The sequence below is a fragment of the Comamonas sp. CAH-2 genome (assembly GCF_009668305.1).
Lineage (GTDB): Bacteria > Pseudomonadota > Gammaproteobacteria > Burkholderiales > Burkholderiaceae_C > Comamonas > Comamonas aquatica.
The window spans coordinates 1-16044 of the sequence record NZ_VSWF01000051.1 but is presented as its reverse complement, the minus strand read 5'-3'; the positions used below and the strand labels follow the sequence as shown (position 1 = coordinate 16044).

Annotated in this window: 13 protein-coding genes, 1 pseudogene and 1 riboswitch; of the genes and pseudogenes, 2 read left to right on the top strand and 12 right to left on the bottom strand. The window is 67.2% G+C overall.

Annotated features, from left to right (window positions below; translation table 11 throughout):
* Window positions 1-322: 322 nt before the first annotated feature.
* A complete protein-coding gene (locus FYM52_RS17520) occupies window positions 323-979 on the top strand; it encodes a DUF924 family protein (protein ID WP_042415303.1) in 657 nt (218 codons plus the stop codon).
* A gap of 661 nt (window positions 980-1640) precedes the next feature.
* Here the strand turns inward: FYM52_RS17520 and FYM52_RS17515 are convergent.
* The 7 genes from FYM52_RS17515 to FYM52_RS17490 form a co-directional block, all read right to left on the bottom strand.
* Window positions 1641-1907, bottom strand: coding sequence for a hypothetical protein (locus FYM52_RS17515; protein ID WP_154165013.1), 267 nt, complete (start codon window positions 1905-1907; stop codon window positions 1641-1643).
* Window positions 1908-2301: 394 nt separating this feature from the next.
* On the bottom strand, window positions 2302-3936 hold the full coding sequence (locus FYM52_RS17510) for a TonB-dependent receptor domain-containing protein (protein WP_202981148.1): 1635 nt from the start codon (window positions 3934-3936) through the stop codon (window positions 2302-2304).
* The gene (locus tag FYM52_RS19070; protein WP_202981147.1) at window positions 3933-4247 is read right to left on the bottom strand and encodes a TonB-dependent receptor plug domain-containing protein; all 315 of its coding nucleotides are present in this window, start codon (window positions 4245-4247) and stop codon (window positions 3933-3935) included. Before FYM52_RS19070 ends, FYM52_RS17510 begins: the two co-directional genes overlap by 4 nt.
* A 135-nt stretch (window positions 4248-4382) precedes the next feature.
* Window positions 4383-4613, bottom strand: a riboswitch (cobalamin riboswitch).
* Between the two features lie 204 nt (window positions 4614-4817).
* Window positions 4818-4982, bottom strand: coding sequence for a hypothetical protein (locus tag FYM52_RS17505; RefSeq protein WP_154165012.1), 165 nt, complete (start codon window positions 4980-4982; stop codon window positions 4818-4820).
* A gap of 238 nt (window positions 4983-5220) precedes the next feature.
* A complete protein-coding gene (gene miaA / locus FYM52_RS17500) occupies window positions 5221-6285 on the bottom strand; it encodes a tRNA (adenosine(37)-N6)-dimethylallyltransferase MiaA (RefSeq protein WP_154165011.1) in 1065 nt (354 codons plus the stop codon).
* Entirely contained in the window at window positions 6254-7492 is a 1239-nt protein-coding gene (locus tag FYM52_RS17495) for a multidrug effflux MFS transporter (RefSeq protein WP_162524771.1), read from the bottom strand. The genes miaA and FYM52_RS17495 overlap by 32 nt, the downstream gene beginning before the upstream one ends.
* A 147-nt stretch (window positions 7493-7639) precedes the next feature.
* On the bottom strand, window positions 7640-8482 hold the full coding sequence (locus FYM52_RS17490) for an alpha/beta hydrolase (RefSeq protein WP_154165010.1): 843 nt from the start codon (window positions 8480-8482) through the stop codon (window positions 7640-7642).
* A 94-nt stretch (window positions 8483-8576) separates the two neighbouring features.
* Between FYM52_RS17490 and FYM52_RS17485 the strand changes: the two genes are divergently transcribed.
* Window positions 8577-9440: a methylglyoxal synthase gene (locus FYM52_RS17485; protein WP_154165014.1), complete on the top strand. Its 864-nt coding sequence runs from the start codon at window positions 8577-8579 to the stop codon at window positions 9438-9440.
* A gap of 76 nt (window positions 9441-9516) precedes the next feature.
* Here the strand turns inward: FYM52_RS17485 and FYM52_RS17480 are convergent, their stop codons facing one another.
* The 5 genes and pseudogenes from FYM52_RS17480 to FYM52_RS17460 form a co-directional block, all read right to left on the bottom strand.
* Window positions 9517-10491 carry a porin gene (locus tag FYM52_RS17480; protein ID WP_154165009.1) on the bottom strand — a complete coding sequence of 325 codons (975 nt, stop codon included), beginning with the start codon at window positions 10489-10491 and terminating at the stop codon, window positions 9517-9519.
* Between the two features lie 402 nt (window positions 10492-10893).
* The gene (locus FYM52_RS17475) at window positions 10894-12495 is read right to left on the bottom strand and encodes an alkaline phosphatase (RefSeq protein WP_154165008.1); all 1602 of its coding nucleotides are present in this window, start codon (window positions 12493-12495) and stop codon (window positions 10894-10896) included.
* Window positions 12496-12656: 161 nt separating this feature from the next.
* Window positions 12657-14003, bottom strand: a complete 1347-nt coding sequence (gene gdhA, locus FYM52_RS17470) for an NADP-specific glutamate dehydrogenase (RefSeq protein WP_045267248.1) — start codon at window positions 14001-14003, stop codon at window positions 12657-12659.
* Window positions 14004-14461: 458 nt separating this feature from the next.
* Window positions 14462-15301, bottom strand: a complete 840-nt coding sequence (locus FYM52_RS17465) for a MurR/RpiR family transcriptional regulator (RefSeq protein WP_154165007.1) — start codon at window positions 15299-15301, stop codon at window positions 14462-14464.
* A gap of 6 nt (window positions 15302-15307) precedes the next feature.
* Window positions 15308-16044, bottom strand: a pseudogene (locus tag FYM52_RS17460) (DNA mismatch repair endonuclease MutL); the annotation flags it as partial.

Sequence of the window (16044 nt, the reverse complement as noted above, 5' to 3'; positions counted from 1 at the left end):
GCCGTGTCCCCATGGCAGCTCTCAGGCCATTGTCGGGGTGGGCGAAGCGGCCGGGCTTGCGGTTACAGCACCTGCAGACCGTGGGCTCAGGCCGCACCATCGAAAATGTGGCGGTGCTGGCGGGCGTTGCGCAGTCCGTTCGGCCCAGGCCGACGTGGCAGTCGCGCGTTTGCTGTGCCCGCAGGGTGCCTTGATCACCTGCGTTGTGGTTCTACAGCGTCCCCCCACGGTCGGTCTTGCCTTGCATGGGGGGCGCAAGGCATGCACCATGGGCGCAGGCCGCACGGGCCGCATGAGATTACAGATGACAAGGAGTTTGCACATGTCCATCCCTTCCAAACCCTGGGCACTGCCGATCGCGTCGGTGCTGGATCCTCGCCTGTCGCAGGTGCTGGAGTATTGGCTGGGGGCGGAGTTGCCCACCAACGCCAGTGCGCAGACGCGCCAGGCGCTGTGGTTCACCAAATCGGAAGAGGTGGACGAGGAAATCCGCCACCTGTTTGGTGCGGTGCTGCAGGAGGCGCTGGCGGGCAAGCTGGACGGCGAGGGGCTGGAGTCCCCGCTGGGATGGCTGGCGCTGCTGATTGTGCTGGACCAGTTCACGCGCAACGCCTACCGCGGCACGCCCAAGAGCTTTGCCGGCGATGCCAAGGCGCTGGCGCTGGCCTTGCAGGGCATTGACCGGGGCTGGGACCAGGACCCCAGCATCCCGGAGATGGCGCGCATTTTTGTCTATCTGCCACTGGAGCATGCCGAGAATCTGGCGATGCAAGAGAGCAGCGTGGTGGCCTTCGAAGAGCTGCAGCGCAACGCGCCCCCGCAGCTGCGCGAGTTTTTCCAGGTCACGCTGGACTATGCGCACAAGCACCGCGAGGTGATTGCGCAGTACGGACGTTTCCCGCACCGCAATCCCATCCTGGGGCGCGAGAGCACGGCTGCCGAGAAGGCCTATCTGAGCCAGCCGGGCGCGGGGTTCTGAGAGGGGCGATAGCACCCGCGGTGTCGGTCAACACTGCGGTGGCCCCTGCCCCTGCCCCTGCACCTGCAACCCTGGGTCTGTCTGTGCCGCATGCTGCGCAGGCCAAGATCGCAATCCGTCAGCGTTCGCAAGCTTGGTGGATGGCCTGGGCATTCCCGATCCGATGGCTTTGATGCGGTGGCGTGCCAGGGCGATGTTGCCGTCTACGGTGGCCGGGCCGTGGTGGTGGCGTGCAGCCCGATGCCCAAGACCGCGTGGGGAAAATCCTCTGCACAGGTAGCCCTGGTCACAGAACATGCGCAGTTGGTGGGGCACTGACAACCATGCAGCCGCAGTCAGCGGTAGCACCGATGACGGTCACACCTGCGGCCAGCCACACGCGCCGATGCTGAAAAAAACCTACCGGGGTGGATTCGACTGCCGCACGGTGCCAGCCGCTGTCTTGACGGACATGGTGGCTGAAATTGGGGCGAGAGCGTAGCCCCGCGAAGACCCAGCCGTTGCGCGCCTGCCAGTTCCGACAGCCTCCGCAATGCTGCAAGGCAGAAAGCGATGGAGCGTGGGGCATGGGCCTGGCGGTGCGACGGGCATGCCCCATTTTTGCCTTTTTGGGCAGTGCAGCTTGTAGATACTGAGCGACCAGCTATCTTTTTTGAAAATTTCAGTCTTTGGTGGGACGGCGGCCGGTCAGGGACCAACCGGCGTGCATGTTGTTCTTGTCGTTCTCGTATTCCCAGTTGGTGCCGCAGCGCTCGCAGACGTAGCGGGTGACGGTGACCATGCCAGTGGCACGTTCGCGCTTGTAGTTGCTGCCCTGGGCCAGCTCGACGTGGCCGGGGGCTTTGCGCCAGCTGCGCTGGATGCCGGCGCAGGCATCGCACATTTCGATTTTTTTGAGTTCGCTCTGGCGCTGTGGATCTTGGGTCATGGTGTTCTTTTCGGCGGGCACGCAGGGCGTGCAGGGGGCATCACTGTACCTAAATCAGGCGGACGGTGTGCTGGCGGGCGGGATGGCGTGGTGGTGGGGCAGGGTACCGGCCATCGAGTGGGTCCGATTTGGTCTGCGTCTGGCACGCCTTTGGGCTGGAGAGGTCGTGCGGGGCGCAGGCCGTGCACGGTGTCTGCACCGAGGCACCGACGGTGTGGCGCTGGGTGAGGCACGCCACCTGCCGGGCGCTGAAGGCTGGGTCTTGCACCTGCCCCAAGCGGCCAGTGCGGCGCTCTGGCCGTCGCTGGTCGCATGGGGCATGCGGGGCATGGGGTCGGTGGGGATGTCCCACTGCTGTACCACGCCCGGGCGTGGGCGCGGCAGGGGCACGGGGTCAGAACTGCACGCGTGCGCCCAGTTTCCAGGTGCGCTCGAACTGCACGGGGTAGATGGCGTCGTCGCGCACCCAGATGCCGTTCTTGCGGTCCAGCAGGTTGCTGACGCCCACGTACATGTCCAGGTGCTTGTCCAGCTGGTGGCGGTAGGTCAGGTCCGTGCTCTGGAAGGCTTTCTGCCGCTGGGCGTTGTTGTTGTCAAAGTCGCCCGCGGCCCAGGTGCTGCTGCGCCAGGTGTGCGACAGGTGCAGGTTGCCACGCTCCGCGACGCGCAGGTTGAGGCCCAGCACCACGCTGTGGCGCGACACGCCCGGCAACTCCTTGCCATCGAAAGCGCCGCCGCCGTCGTTCTCGCGGTCGATGATGGCGCGTGTCCAGGCGTAGTTGATGTGGCCGGACAGCCGCGGGGTGATCTGCACGCGGTCCTGTAGCTCCAGGCCGTACTTGTGGGATTGGTCGATGTTGGTGTTGATGCCGGAGAACGGACCGGTCTCGAAGTAGTAGATCTCGTTCGAGAGCTTGGCGTAGAAGGCCGACAGTTTCAGGCGGTGGCGTGCCGTCTGGTGGTTGGCGCCCACGGTCAGCGTGCGCGCCTTGGCGGGTTCGATGAAGCCGTTGAAGGCGGTGACGGGCGAGCCCGAGCTCCAGTCGGTGAAGAAGAAACGATCCACGTCCGGGGTGACGAAGGCATCGCTGTAGTTCGCAAACAGTGCCAGCTGCGGCGACAGGCGGTGGTTGGCACCCAGCTCCCACGAGGTCAGGCGCTGCTCGGATTGCAGGGACTGGCCGCTGAGCGGGTTGTGGCGGTAGGTGACTTCCTCGCGGCGGATGCCGGCGGACAGGGTGAGCGCCTCCAGCATGTACTGCCCCTGCAGGAACAGGCCGCGGTTGTGCTTGGTGGTGCTGCCGGATTGCGTGCGTTGGCCATCGAAGTTCTGATAACCCGCATTCAGGATCAGCGCATCGTGCTGGTACTGCGCCGCCACTTCGTTGGACGCATAGCGGTACTGGGCGGCGGGGGGAAAGCTGGGGAACAGCGAGGACTTGTCCTCATCGTGGTGGCGGGCCGACAGCTTCCACTGGCGGTTCACGCGGTACTCGGCACCCAGGCTCCAGTGGTCGCTTTGCAGCTTCTGCTGGGTGTAGGCAGCGCCGGTGTGCATGCCGGGGTGGGCGTTGAACTGTGCCTGCGTCAGCGGATTCGGGTAGCGCGTGTCGATGTGCGAGGCGCCGGCCTCCATGTCCAGGCGCAGGCCTTCCACCGGCTTGAGGGCACCGGCCACACGCCAGGTGTTGGCTTCCGATTGGTCCCGGTGGCCCGTGGGGTCGGGGCTGCTGAAACCGTTCACATGGCTGTGGTCCAGGGTGGCCGACAGATCGAAGCGCTCGCGGACCAGGCCTGCCGAGGCGATGGCGCCGCGTTGCCCGTGATCGCCCGCATAGGTTTCCAGGCTGACGCCGCTGCGCGGCTTGGTGTAGATCTGGATCGTGCCGGCGGTGGCGCCGTCACCGAACATCACGGCGCCGCTGCCCTTGGTGATTTCGATGCGCTCGATGTCGCTGAGCGAGATCGAGCCGATGAGCTGCGGGATGGAGTCGATGTTGTTGAGCCGACGGCCATCGACCGAGATCACCAGGTTCTGGAGCCGTCATTGCCATAGCCCCGCATGCTGATCTGCGGGGTGTAGCGGTTGCCGTAGCTGGGGCTGATCTGCAGCGAGCTTTGCTGCGCCAGATAGTCGAACAGCGAATGCGCGCCTGAGCGCTCGATGTCGCTGCGGGTGTGCACCTCGGACGCATAGGGCGCATCCTGGTCGTGCATGTCGATGCGTGTGGCCGAGACCACGATGGGCTCGCTGAGGCTGGACTGGGCGCTGGCAGGGGCCGCCAGCAAGGACAGGGCGGTTCCCACAGCCAGGGAACAGGGGGAAGGACGGAAGGGCATGGACATCACTCATCAGGCCGCGATCCTGCGTCCCCGCAGGCGGCGGCGTTGCGTACATGGATGCACCGCGTTCGGGGAAGGGGGCTGCTGAAGGCAGCCAACATGCCGCACTCGTCGCTGCCACCCCGCAGCGCATCCGACTCTGTACGTTTCGGCCGGTCTCCGGGCTGGTGCGTTGGTCCGGTTAACCGGACATGTGGAACGCCTTCCCAGGACGTTGTCGTCCCAGTGGCACAGGTTCCACAGACTCGCACTTACCGTTGCGGGGGCAGCACAGGCATTGCATCCATCGGGGGATGGCGCGCACCTGTTTCCCGTTTAACCCAGGGCGTGACCGACCTGGGCACCGATAACGTGGTTACCGCCTCGTGGGAGGCAGTGGACGGGGATGATACCGGGCTTCCCGCCCGCACGGGTTGCGCGGCGCAGGAGCCCGCAGCGCTGGGACGTGCATCCAGGCTGTGGAATGGCAGGGGTTGTGCTGAAAGTTGGTGCTTGCACTGTGTGCGTACACATGCGGCATCGCCCACACGCACGGAGCCTGTGGCGTGGGGTGTGTGTCCAGCGCGCTCAGCGCGAATGCACCACGCTGGCGTCGATCTCGCCATACACGGTGATGCCACTGCCGCTGCGGGCGCTGGTGTCCGAGGGCTGGTAGTACTGCGCGCGCTGGGCGCAGCCACCCAGGGCCAGTGCAAGGCACAGGGCGGTGGCGCAAAGGGTCATGGTTTTCATGGGCAACTCCTGGTCCAAGGCTAAGGCCTCGGCGGCCGGTGCCGGTAAGCAGAGGTAAGTGTCGCCCTGGCAGGCGGGGGTGTCCAGGCACAGGGGGCACCGACAGGCCTCCGAAGGCCTCGGTCATTGGACCGGGCGCAGTGGGCCGGGCCATCGCCCCATCCTTGGCCGGGGCCAGCCCGGTCCTGCACCGGGAAGGCTGGTGCGTGTCCCCTTGCCTGTGTGGTCCGGGGGCTGGTCAGGCCGGCAGGCACTGCAGCGCGGCCTGGACCAGTTGCATGGTGGCCAGCGGGTCGTCGCAGGCGATGGTGTGGCGCTGGGGCATGCTGCGCAGCCAGGTGATCTGGCGCTTGGCCAACTGGCGCGTGGCGGCAATGCCCTTTTCGCGCACCAGGTGCATGTTCAGTTGCGGGGTGTTCTTGCGGACCTGCCAGTCCAGCTCTTCCCAGACCTGGCGGTAGCCCACGCAGCGCATGCTGGGCAGGTCGGGGTGCAGGTCGCCGCGCGCGCGCAGGGCTTGCACTTCGTCGATGAAGCCGGCGTCCAGCATCGCCTGGAAGCGCTGGGCGATGCGGGCGTGCAGCCAGGCGCGGTCACTGGGTTCCAGCGAAAACAGTGTGCAATCGAAGGCGGGCTGTGCGTTTTCAGCTCTCTTTTTTGCTTGGTGAAAGCTGGACAGTGGCTGGCCAGAGATGTGCCACACCTCCAGTGCGCGCTGGATGCGCTGGCTGTCGCCGGGCGCCAGGCGGGCGGCGGTTTCCGGGTCCACCTGGGCCAGTTCGGCATGCATGGCAGGCCAGCCGATGCTGGCGGCCTGGGCGTCCAGCCGGGCGCGCACCTCGGGGTCGGCGGCAGGCATGTCGTCGATGCCGTCGAGCAGCGCCTTGAAATACAGCATGGTGCCGCCCACCAGCAGCGGGATGGCGCCGCGTGCGCGGATCTCAGCGACCAGGCGCTGGGTGTCCTGCACGAACTCGGCCGCGCTGTACGACTGCAGCGGGTCGAGGATGTCGATCAGGTGGTGGGGCACGGCGGCCCGCTCCTGCAGGCTGGGTTTGGCGGTGCCGATGTCCATGCTGCGGTAGACCAGGGCCGAGTCCACGCTGATGATTTCACTGGGTTGGCCGCGCTGGGCCAGGACGGCGGCCAGGGCCAGCGCGCCGTTGGTTTTACCGGAAGCCGTGGGGCCTGCAATCGCAATGCAGGGCAGAGGGTGGGGGGACGCAGTCAAGGCAGGGGGCAGGAAAGGGTTGAAGCCAGCCCGGCGCGCATCAGGCCGAAGTGGCCGCGCCGGAGGCGCCATAGCGGCGCACCAGCGTCCATGATGCCAAGGCTGCGGCCAGGCACCACAGGCCCAGCCCGAAAACCAAGGGGTACACAGTGCCATTGAAGCTGCGGCCCAGCACCTGCCCGGTGGCAAAGGCGCACACCATCATGATGAAACCGTTGAGGGCCGAGGCCGTGCCCGCCGCCTGCGGAAAGCTGCTGACCGCGCCGCTTTGCCCACAGGGCTGCTGGATGCCGTGGGCCACCGGGTACAGCATGCACACCGCAGCATAGGCCAGGCCGCTGCGCACGCCGGCCCAGGCCAGCGCCGCCAGCAGCACGGCGCACAGCAGGGCCAGGCCGCCGGCCACGGCCACGGTGCGGCGCACGCCCCAGCGCACCAGCAGGCGGCGGCACAGGATGGTGCCGCCGATGTAGACCATGCCGTTGGCGGCCAGCAGCAGGCCGATGTCCTGCGCGCTCCAGCCCAGCACGCCCATGAACACGAAGGGCGAGCCGGTCAGGAACACCACCAGCCCGGCGAACGAACAGCTGGTGGTGGCCGTGTAGGCCAGGAAGGTGGGGTGGCTGAGGATGCGGCGCCAGTTCTGCCACAGCAGCCGCGGGCGCAGGGCGTGCGGGTTGAAGTGCTGCACGCTTTCCTGGAAATGCAGCCACACCAGCAACCAGGCCCCGCTGCCGGCCAGCGCCAGGGTGACCATGGTGGCGCGCCAGCCCAGGTGGGTGGCCAGCAGGCTGCCCAGCAGCGGGCTGCTGCAGGCCAGCACGCCCAGGCCGGTCAGAGCCTTGGACATGACCTGCGCCCCTTCCACGGGCTGGTACAGGTCGCGCACGATGGCGCGCGCCGCCATGACGGCCGCGCCCAGGGCGGCGCCCTGCAGCACCCGCAGCACGATGAGGCTGTGCATGTCGGGCGCCAACGCGCAGCCCACGGCCGCCAGCACGTACAGGCCGATGCCGGTCAGCAGGATGGGGCGGCGGCCCCAGCGGTCGGACAGCGGGCCCCACAGCAGCTGCGAGCCGCCAAAGGCCAGCAGCAGCGCGGTAAAGGTGGTCTGGGTCTGGGCCACGCTGGCGCCCAGCTGTTCGGTCAGCAGGGGCAGAGCCGGCAGGTACAGGTCGGTCGTCAGCGGCTGCAGGCCCAGCAGCAGGGCCAGCATGGCGATGACGAACACGGGGGACATGGCCGCGCGCGCGGCGGCGGGAGGGGAAACAGAAGACACGAACAACCAGTGCGAAGTGAAACCAACGGGCGGCAGGCCATGGGGACCGGCCGCCGCGCAGGTTAGCAGTTGCACCTGGGCGTGGTGTCGCTTGTTTAAGACAGTGGCAAAAAATGCCTCTGGCGCTTGCCAGGCAAGCGCGAACAGCTATGGATTTTTAGGCGCCAACCACGCGGCCAGGGCGGCGCGGTACTGGGCCTGGCCCAGGCTGTTGGTGTTGTGGTGCGTGCCGCCTTGCACCAGCACCCACTGCTTGGGCGGCACGGCGGCGTCGTACAGCTGCTGGCCCAGGGCCGGGGGCACCAGCGTATCGGCGCTGCCGTGCACCACCAGCAGCGGCGCGCCGATGTGGGCCACCTTGTCCAGCGAGTCGAATTTCTGCGTGATCAGCGGCCCCAGCGGCAGCCAGCCCCACTGGAAGTTGCGCGCCATGTCCCGGATGTTGGTGAAGGTGCCTTCCACCACCAGGCCCTGTTCGTCGTCGACGCGCGTGGCCAGGTCGATGGCGATGGCCCCGCCCAGCGAGTGGCCGAAGATGAAGCGTGGCGTCTGGGGGTGCTGTTGCGCCAGCCAGTGCCAGGCGGCCAGCGCGTCTTCGCGGGCGCTGATCTCCGAGGGCAGGCTGGCCGGCTGGGTCTGGCCGAAGCCGCGGTAGTCGATGGCCAGCACGGCAAAGCCCAGGGCGTGCATGTGGCGCATGCGCAGGGTGGAGCCGGTGACGTTCCAGCGCGCGCCGTGCAGGTACAGCAGCACGGGTGCGCGGGGATTTTTCTGGGCGAGCCACAGGCCGTGCAGGCGCACGGCCTGCTGGTCGGCCTGGCTGTGGAAGTCGATCCACACGTCCTGCATGCCCGCCATGTCGGCACGCTGCCAGACGCGGTCGCTGGGCTGGAAGATCATGGCGCGCTGCTTGGCATCCAGCGCAGAGCAGCCGGCCACGGACAGTGCGGTGGCGACGGCGGTGGCCCAGATCAGGTGGCGCAGTTTCATGGTGGTGGTGACGCAAAACAGGGTGGTTTGGGACTATGCTTGCCGGCAAGCTTGCGCGCGGCCGTGCAGGCGTTGACCAAGGATGAATGTGACCATGCTGATCGGGCTTGCTGCCAACCGACTCCATCACCAGACCGAGGACGCTGCGCTGTTCGCACTGCTGCGCGCCATCGAACCCGGCATCCGTGAGCTGCAGCTGGGCCTGCATGCCGTGGGCCGCACCTATGATGCCATCGCGGCGGCCGACATGCTGCACCGATACCCCCAGCTGGTGCGCTACCCCTATGGCCGCGAGGGCGGGCTGATGAAGCTGGTGGCCGAGGTGGTGGGCATGGGCGACGGGCGCACGCTGGACGCCGCCATCTACCTGACCGACCCGGTGGACCCGTCCTCCATCTTCCCCGAGGCGCTGGCCCTCAAGCGCCAGTGCGTGATCCACGGCAAGGCCTTTTTGTCCACGGTGGCCAGCGCGCGCGACTGGATCGAGATGGAGCGCATCCATGCCGGCCTGCCCCAGGATCGCAATGCCGATCGTTTCCACGACTACGAGAACCAGACCCTGGCGCTGATTGCCCACGATGCGCTCAAGCCGCAGATGCTGGAGTTTGCGGCGCAGAACTTTGCCTTGCTGTCGCGCTTTCGCCGCCGCGTGGGCACGGGCACCACGGGCCAGAAGCTCAACGAACTGGCCTGGAGCAAGGGCTGGCCGCAGGACCTGCCCTGGGTGGACCGCTACAACAGCGGCCCGCTGGGGGGCGATGCGCAGATTGCCGATCTGGTGCTGGAGCGCCGCTGCCAGCGCGTGATCTTCTTCGAAGACCCGCACGTGGCACGCCAGCACGAGGCCGACATCCAACTGCTGGAGCGCGCCGTGACCACGGTGACGCACGAAGCGGTCTGCACCACCACGCTGAAGGTGGCACAGCGCTGGTGCGATGCCGCCTTGCTGCGCGCCTGAGCGTTCCCATCCCAAGTCATCAAAAAAGCAGCCCGCAGGCTGCTTTTTTTGTGGGGACGCCCGCTGTCGGCCGGCCTCAGAAGTGGTGGCGGATGCCCACCGACAGCGACTTGCGGTCTTCGCCCGCGGCCAGGTCCTCGGCGGCAAAGTGCGCGCCGTGGCGGTTTTGCAGCACGGTGTAGAAGGCGTAGAGCTTGGTGCGCGCGCTCAGGTGGTGGTTGTAGCCCACGGTCCACTGGTCGGCCTCGGCCTGGCCGGGGGCGTTGGCGTGGCCGAAGTTGGCGTGCAGCTCGCCGGCGCCCATCGCATAGGCCACGGCGGCGCGGGTCACCTGGGTCTTGGCCTGCACCCCGGCGACCAGGTCCTGGCTGCGCTGGTGGTAGCCCGAGACGGTCCAGTCGCCCTGGGTCCAGGTGGCGCGCACAGCGTACTGCCGGGCATCGGCCCATGCGCCGTAACCGGCGCCGAAGGACCAATGGCCACGCTCGTAGTTGGCGGCCAGGTCATAGGCGTTGTGGCCCTGGTGGGCGGCGTCGCGCTCGTGGAAGCTGACGGTGGATTCCAGCGTCAGGCCATGCCGTGTGGGCGACCTGTAGCCCAGGCGGTTGGCGGCGTTTTCCACACCGGCGTACAGCGCATCGGCGCTGATGCCGTAGTCCTCGTTGTGCAGGCTGGTGCGGTCGGCCACGGCGTAGTACGAGGGGTTGAAGAAGCGGCCCATGCGCACGGTGCCGAATGCGCCTTCCAGGAACACTTCGCTGCGGTTGCTGAAGAAGCTGCCGGCCTGGCTGGTGGCGCCGTCATCGGTCTGGATGGCGCTTTCCAGCACGAAGCCGGCCTTCAGGCCCTGGCCCAGGGCTTCCACGCCCTTGAAACCGAGGTAGGCGTCGCTGCTGCTCAGGCCGTGCACGCGGCGGTGGCCGGTCTGGGTGGATTCCAGGGCTGTGTCCAGACGGCCGTAGAAGGTGACCGCGCTGGCATCGGCCAGAGCGGTGCTGGAGAAGGCGAACAGGCCGCAGGCGGCCAGGGTCTTGGGGGAAAAAACTGTCACGTCACACTCGGAAAAAGCAAAGCCGGGCCTGGGCCCGGCAAACGATCACGCACACCGCAGCGGGATGGGCCACGGTGTGGGAGGCACGCAGGCAGACCGTGGGGTCTGGCTGGTGTGGGCGGCGTTTATACCTGCAGCGGTTCAACCCAGGGGCGTTCTGAGGTATGGAAACCATAGCTGCCTGCGCGCATTGGGCAAGGGCTGGAGGCCTTTTCGGGGAAGATGCCTGGCCCTGGTGTGCGGTCCAGCGCCGTTGGGCACTTGGCAGGGACCGGGCCCTCCGCCCCCGGCTGGCGCTGGGCGTGCGGTTGGGGGACGGCGCTGTGCCCGCGTTCGACCTCAGAGCCTGGACAGGGAGGCCGGTGCCCTTGCGCTGGGGCACCGGCCTTGGGGGGCTGCGGCTCAGCTGCGCTGGGGCTCCAGCGTCTGGGTGTAGAGCGACTGGCCGTTCAGGTCTTTGAGCGTCACGGTCAGCGCCTGGCTGCGGTGGTCGATGTCCAGTTGGCCAAAGAACTGGTAGCCCTCGCTGGGCGCGGCATTCGGGCGGGGCGAGGCCTTGCTGTAGACCACCTCCAGGCCAAAGGTCTTGTCGGCCTGGTTAGGGCCGAAGGTGCCGGCGTTCAACGGGCCGGAGACGAATTCCCAGAACGGATCGAAGTCCTGGAACTGCGCGCGCTCGGGGCTGTAGTGGTGGGCGGCGGTGTAGTGCACGTCGGCCGTCAGCCAGACCAGGTTTTTGATCTCCGCCTCCTTGATGCCCTTGAGCAGGCGCGCCATCTCCAGCTCGCGCCCCTTGGGCGTGCCGTGCTCGCCGTTGGCCACGGCCTCCCAGCGCGAAACACCTTGTTCATCCTTGCCATCGGGCACAAACAGGCCAATGGGCATGTCGCAGGCAATCAGCTTCCAGGTGGCCTGGCTGGCCTTGAGCCCCTGGATCAGCCACTCGATCTGCGGGCGGCCCAGCAGGTCGGTGTCGGCGCTTTCCTGGGTCTGCAAATTGGTGGTGTTGGGGCCGCGGTAGCTGCGCATGTCGAGCACAAACACATCGGCCAGCGGGCCTTGCGGCAGCACGCGATAGATGCGCTGGGACTCGGCCGCGCCAAACGGGCGCAGGGGCGCGTATTCCATGAAGGCGCGCTGGCCGCGGGCGGTGAGCAGCTCGACGTTCTTCTCGGTGTAGGCGGCGTTGCCCAGCAGGCTCTTGCTGCTGGAGTAGTTGTTGGTGACCTCGTGGTCGTCCCACTGCCAGATCTGCGCCACTTCGCTGCCGAAGGCGCGCACATTCGCATCCATCAGGTTGTAGCGGTAGCGGCCCCGGTATTCATTCAGGGTTTCGGCCACCTTGGCGACCTCGGGCGTGACCAGGTTCTTCCACAGCGTGCCATCGGGCAGGCGCACTTCGGGCAGGATGGGGCCGTCGGCGTAGATGGTGTCGCCGCTGTGCACGAACACGTCGGGGTTGGTCTGGCGCATGGCTTCGTAGATGCGCATGCCGCCAAAGTCCTCGTTGATGCCCCACCCTTGGCCGGCGGTGTCCCCGCTCCACACCAGGCGCAAGCCCTTGCGTGCCGGCTGGTGCGCGGCCTGCGGGGTGCGGAAGTGCCCCTGCTGCACCGGCGAGCGCACGTTGGCGCTGGCAAAGTCTTCCAGCGTGACGCGGTAGAAAATGTCCTGGCCGGCCGGCAGGCCCTGCAGGTCGATGCGGCCCGTGCCGTCGCTGCTGGCCAGCAGGTCGGGGCCGCGCACGCGCTGGCTTTGGGCAAAGCTGGCGGTGGTGGACCACTCCAGCCACATGCGGGCATCGCGGCTGGCGCGCGCCCAGACGATGGCGCTGTGGGCCAGCACGTCACCGCTTTGCACCCCCGAGGGCAAGAGGGCGCGGGCGCTGTCGCGGGTGATGGCGGCAGGGGCGGTCTGGGCCTGCAGCACCTGGGGCAGCAGCCCGGTACTGCCCAGCAGGGCGCCAGAAGTCAATCCCCAACCCATGAATCGGCGGCGTTCCATCGTGCAATTCCTTGTTGATCGAAGTCAATAACAAGGCGCAGGGTAGGGGGCGCATGTGACATCCCGATGAACGGAGGAGGGGCTCCGGGCCGTCCCCGTTGGCCACAAAAAAGGAACCCGAGGGTTCCTTTTGTGGGGAGTGCGAGCGTCGCGGCTGGCGCTCAGATCACGCCCTGGGCCTGCATGGCTTCGGCCACCTTCACAAAGCCGGCGATGTTGGCACCGTCGATGTAGCTGATGGAGCCGTCTTCGCGCTTGCCGTACTTCACGCAGGCGGCGTGGATGCCTTGCATGATCTGCAGCAGGCGGGCGTCGACTTCCTCGGCGGGCCAGCTCAGGCGGGCCGCGTTTTGCGACATTTCCAGGCCCGAGGTGGCCACGCCACCGGCGTTGGAGGCCTTGCCGGGCGCATACAGCACGCCAGCGGCTTCGAAGGCCTTGGCGGCTTCGATGGTCGAGGGCATGTTGGCGCCTTCGGCCACGCAGATCACGCCGTTGGCGATCAGGGTCTGGGCATCGGCGGCGTCCAGCTCGTTCTGGGTGGCGCAGGGCAGGGCCACGTCGACCTTGATGCCCCAGGGGCGCTGGCCGGCCAGGAATTGCACGCCGGGCACCTGGGCCGCGTAGTCGCTGACGCGGCCGTACTGGTGGTTCTTGATTTCCATGAGGGTGGCCAGCTTCTCGGTGGTGAAGCCGTTGGGGTCGTAGACGGTGCCGGACGAGTCGGACACGGTCACGACCTTGGCGCCCAGCTGCATGGCCTTTTCCACGGCGTACTGGGCCACGTTGCCCGAGCCGGAGACGGACACGGTCTTGCCCTCGAAGGACAGGCCGCGGGTCTTGAGCATTTCGTCGGCGAAGTACACGGTGCCGTAGCCGGTGGCTTCAGGACGGATCAGCGAGCCGCCGAAGGTCAGGCCCTTGCCGGTGAACACGCAGGCGGCGCTGTTGGACAGCTTCTTGTACATGCCGGCCATGAAGCCCACTTCGCGGCCACCTACGCCGATGTCGCCCGCAGGCACATCGGTGTCAGGACCGACGTGGCGGAACAGCTCGGTCACGAAGGCCTGGCAGAAGCGCATGACTTCCGCGGGGCTCTTGCCCTTGGGGTCGAAGTCCGAACCGCCCTTGCCGCCGCCCATGGGCAGTGTGGTCAGCGCGTTCTTGAAGGTCTGTTCGAAGGCCAGGAACTTCAGCACCGACTGGTTCACCGAGGGGTGGAAGCGGATGCCGCCCTTGAAGGGGCCAATCGCCATGCTGTGCTGGATGCGAAAGCCGCGGTTGACCTGCACCTGGCCCTTGTCGTCCATCCAGCTGACGCGGAACTGGATGATGCGCTCGGGCTCAACCAGGCGCTCCAGCAGGGCGTTGTCGGCGTACTTGGGGTGCTTCTCGATGAAGGGCCACAGCGACTCCATCACTTCCGTGACGGCTTGCAGGAACTCGGGTTGACCAGGGTTGCGCGTGGCAACGTCTTGCAGGAATTGCTCGAGGGTGGCGTACTTCATGAGGTGGTTCTTTCAGGGCACAAAACAAAAGCGCCGCAGCGCAGCAAAAAATTATGCCAAAAATGTATGCATGTATGCACCAAAACAGGCATGACTTGTAGAAGATTGGTGCATAGATGCCTTTCTGTGGTGCATGCGTGCACCAAGTTTGTGTGTTTGCGGCAGACGCGGGCATGCCACCCGGTCAAGGTGGTTGAGCGCTCAATGCTTCTGAATTGATAGCTGGTTGGTGCCAGGTGGACCGGGCCTCGTATGCGGCGATGGCAGTCATGGCGTGGCACGAATGGCGACCTGGCGCGGTGCTGCTATGGATACGGAAGCTGGTGGCGCGCGGCTGTCATGCTGCTGCAATAAAAAAGCGCTTGAAGCCCTGAAGCTTCAAGCGCTGACAGCTATGAAAAATGAGGTGGCGGATTTGGAGGGAGACGCCGGTCACCGTCCAGGCCGTTGCCGCAGCCTCAGATCAGCTCGAACGGGATGGCGCCCCACTGGATGGTGTGGGCCGCCAGGCCATAGGCCAGGGCCTGGGCGGCGCTGGTGTCGGTGAGGTGGCGCACCTCGGTCGCGTGCGGCGTGGTGTGGCAGCGCAGCAGCCAGTCGGACGGCGGGGCGTGGCTGGCGGTGTCGGTGATGCAGATCAGCTTGGCGCCCAGCTTGCGCGCGCGCTCGCACAGGTCGGCCATGTCGGCCCGGATGCCGCCCAGGGCAAACAGCACCACCATGTCACGCGGGGCGATGCGGGCCAGCACGTCCTCGATGGTCTCGCCGGCGGCGGGCGCGCCGTAGACGGGCTTGTCCAGGCTGCTCATCAGGTGGCCGCGCAGCGAGCGTGCCAGCATGTGGTTGTGCTGCAGGCCCACGCAGAAGATGGCCGGTGCCTGGTGCAGGGCCGAGGCCATGGCATCCATGGTGCTGGCCGGTATCTGCGCCAGCGTGGCGGTCAGGTTGTCCTGCAGTTGCTGCCACAGCAGCGCGCAGTTGGGCGTGCTGGGGGACAGGGCGATTCCGGCACTGGGCAGTGGCAGGCCGGAGGTGGTGGCCTCCAGCCGCGCGGTGCGGCGCGCCTCTTCGTAGCTGTCATAGCCCAGGCGGCGGATGAAGCGCGTGACGGTGGCGTTGGACACGCCGGTCAGCTGGGCCAGCTCGCTGGCGCTGTAGCCGGCCAGGTTGATGGGGTAGTCCAGCACCACCTGGGCCAGCTTGCGCTCGGTGGGCGAGAAGCTGTCCAGCGCGGCGCGCACGCGGGCGAAGAAGGGGACGGTGATGGCGTCCTTGGCAGGGGGGAGGGTGGTCGCCATGGTGGTTCAGCGGCCTCGCAGGAACAGGCCGTCCAGCTCTTTCATGCTCAGCTGGCGCCAGGTGGGGCGGCCGTGGTTGCATTGGTCGGAGCGTTCGGTGGTTTCCATCTGTCGCAGCAAGGCGTTCATTTCATCCAGAGTCAGTCGTCGGTTGGCGCGCACGGCGCCGTGGCAGGCCATGGTAGCGAGGATTTCGTTGCGTGCGCGCTGGATCACGCCGCTGGCGTCCTGTTGTTCCAGCTCGGCCAGTACGCTGCGCGCCAGTTCCACCGCATCGCCCTGGGCCAGGGTGGCGGGCACGGCCCGCACGGCCAGGGTCTTGGGCGAGAAGGGTACGACCTCCAGGCCCAGCACGCGCAAGGTGTCGGCATGGGCCTCGGCCGTGGCCACTTCCTGCGGCGTGGCGGCGAAGGTGGCGGGGATCAGCAGCGGCTGGCTGGCGATCGGCTGGTCGTTGCCCAGCTGTTCCTTCAGCCGCTCGTAGACGATGCGCTCGTGCGCGGCGTGCATGTCCACCACCACCATGCCCTGGGCGTTCTCGGCCAGGATGTAGACCCCGTGGATCTGCGCCACGGCGCGGCCCAACGGCCAGGTGGTGTCGGCGCTGGGGCTGTCCGGTGCTGGCGGCTGGGCCGTGAGCGTGTTCTCGGTTGCTGTAGCTGTCAGCGCAGCTGTGGCGGGCGTTGCCGCCGTATTCCATGCCAATCCGGTCGCCGCTGCGGGGGGGGGGCTGGCGCTGGGGG

Coding starts and splice junctions, on each gene's coding strand:
- FYM52_RS17520 (WP_042415303.1), top strand. CDS start 323: ATGTCCATCCCTTCCAAACCCTGGGCACTGCCGATCGCGTCGGTGCTG.
- FYM52_RS17515 (WP_154165013.1), bottom strand. CDS start 1,907: ATGACCCAAGATCCACAGCGCCAGAGCGAACTCAAAAAAATCGAAATG.
- FYM52_RS19070 (WP_202981147.1), bottom strand. CDS start 4,247: ATGCCCTTCCGTCCTTCCCCCTGTTCCCTGGCTGTGGGAACCGCCCTG.
- FYM52_RS17505 (WP_154165012.1), bottom strand. CDS start 4,982: ATGAAAACCATGACCCTTTGCGCCACCGCCCTGTGCCTTGCACTGGCC.
- miaA (WP_154165011.1), bottom strand. CDS start 6,285: ATGGCGCCTCCGGCGCGGCCACTTCGGCCTGATGCGCGCCGGGCTGGC.
- FYM52_RS17490 (WP_154165010.1), bottom strand. CDS start 8,482: ATGAAACTGCGCCACCTGATCTGGGCCACCGCCGTCGCCACCGCACTG.
- FYM52_RS17485 (WP_154165014.1), top strand. CDS start 8,577: ATGCTGATCGGGCTTGCTGCCAACCGACTCCATCACCAGACCGAGGAC.
- FYM52_RS17475 (WP_154165008.1), bottom strand. CDS start 12,495: ATGGAACGCCGCCGATTCATGGGTTGGGGATTGACTTCTGGCGCCCTG.
- gdhA (WP_045267248.1), bottom strand. CDS start 14,003: ATGAAGTACGCCACCCTCGAGCAATTCCTGCAAGACGTTGCCACGCGC.
- FYM52_RS17465 (WP_154165007.1), bottom strand. CDS start 15,301: ATGGCGACCACCCTCCCCCCTGCCAAGGACGCCATCACCGTCCCCTTC.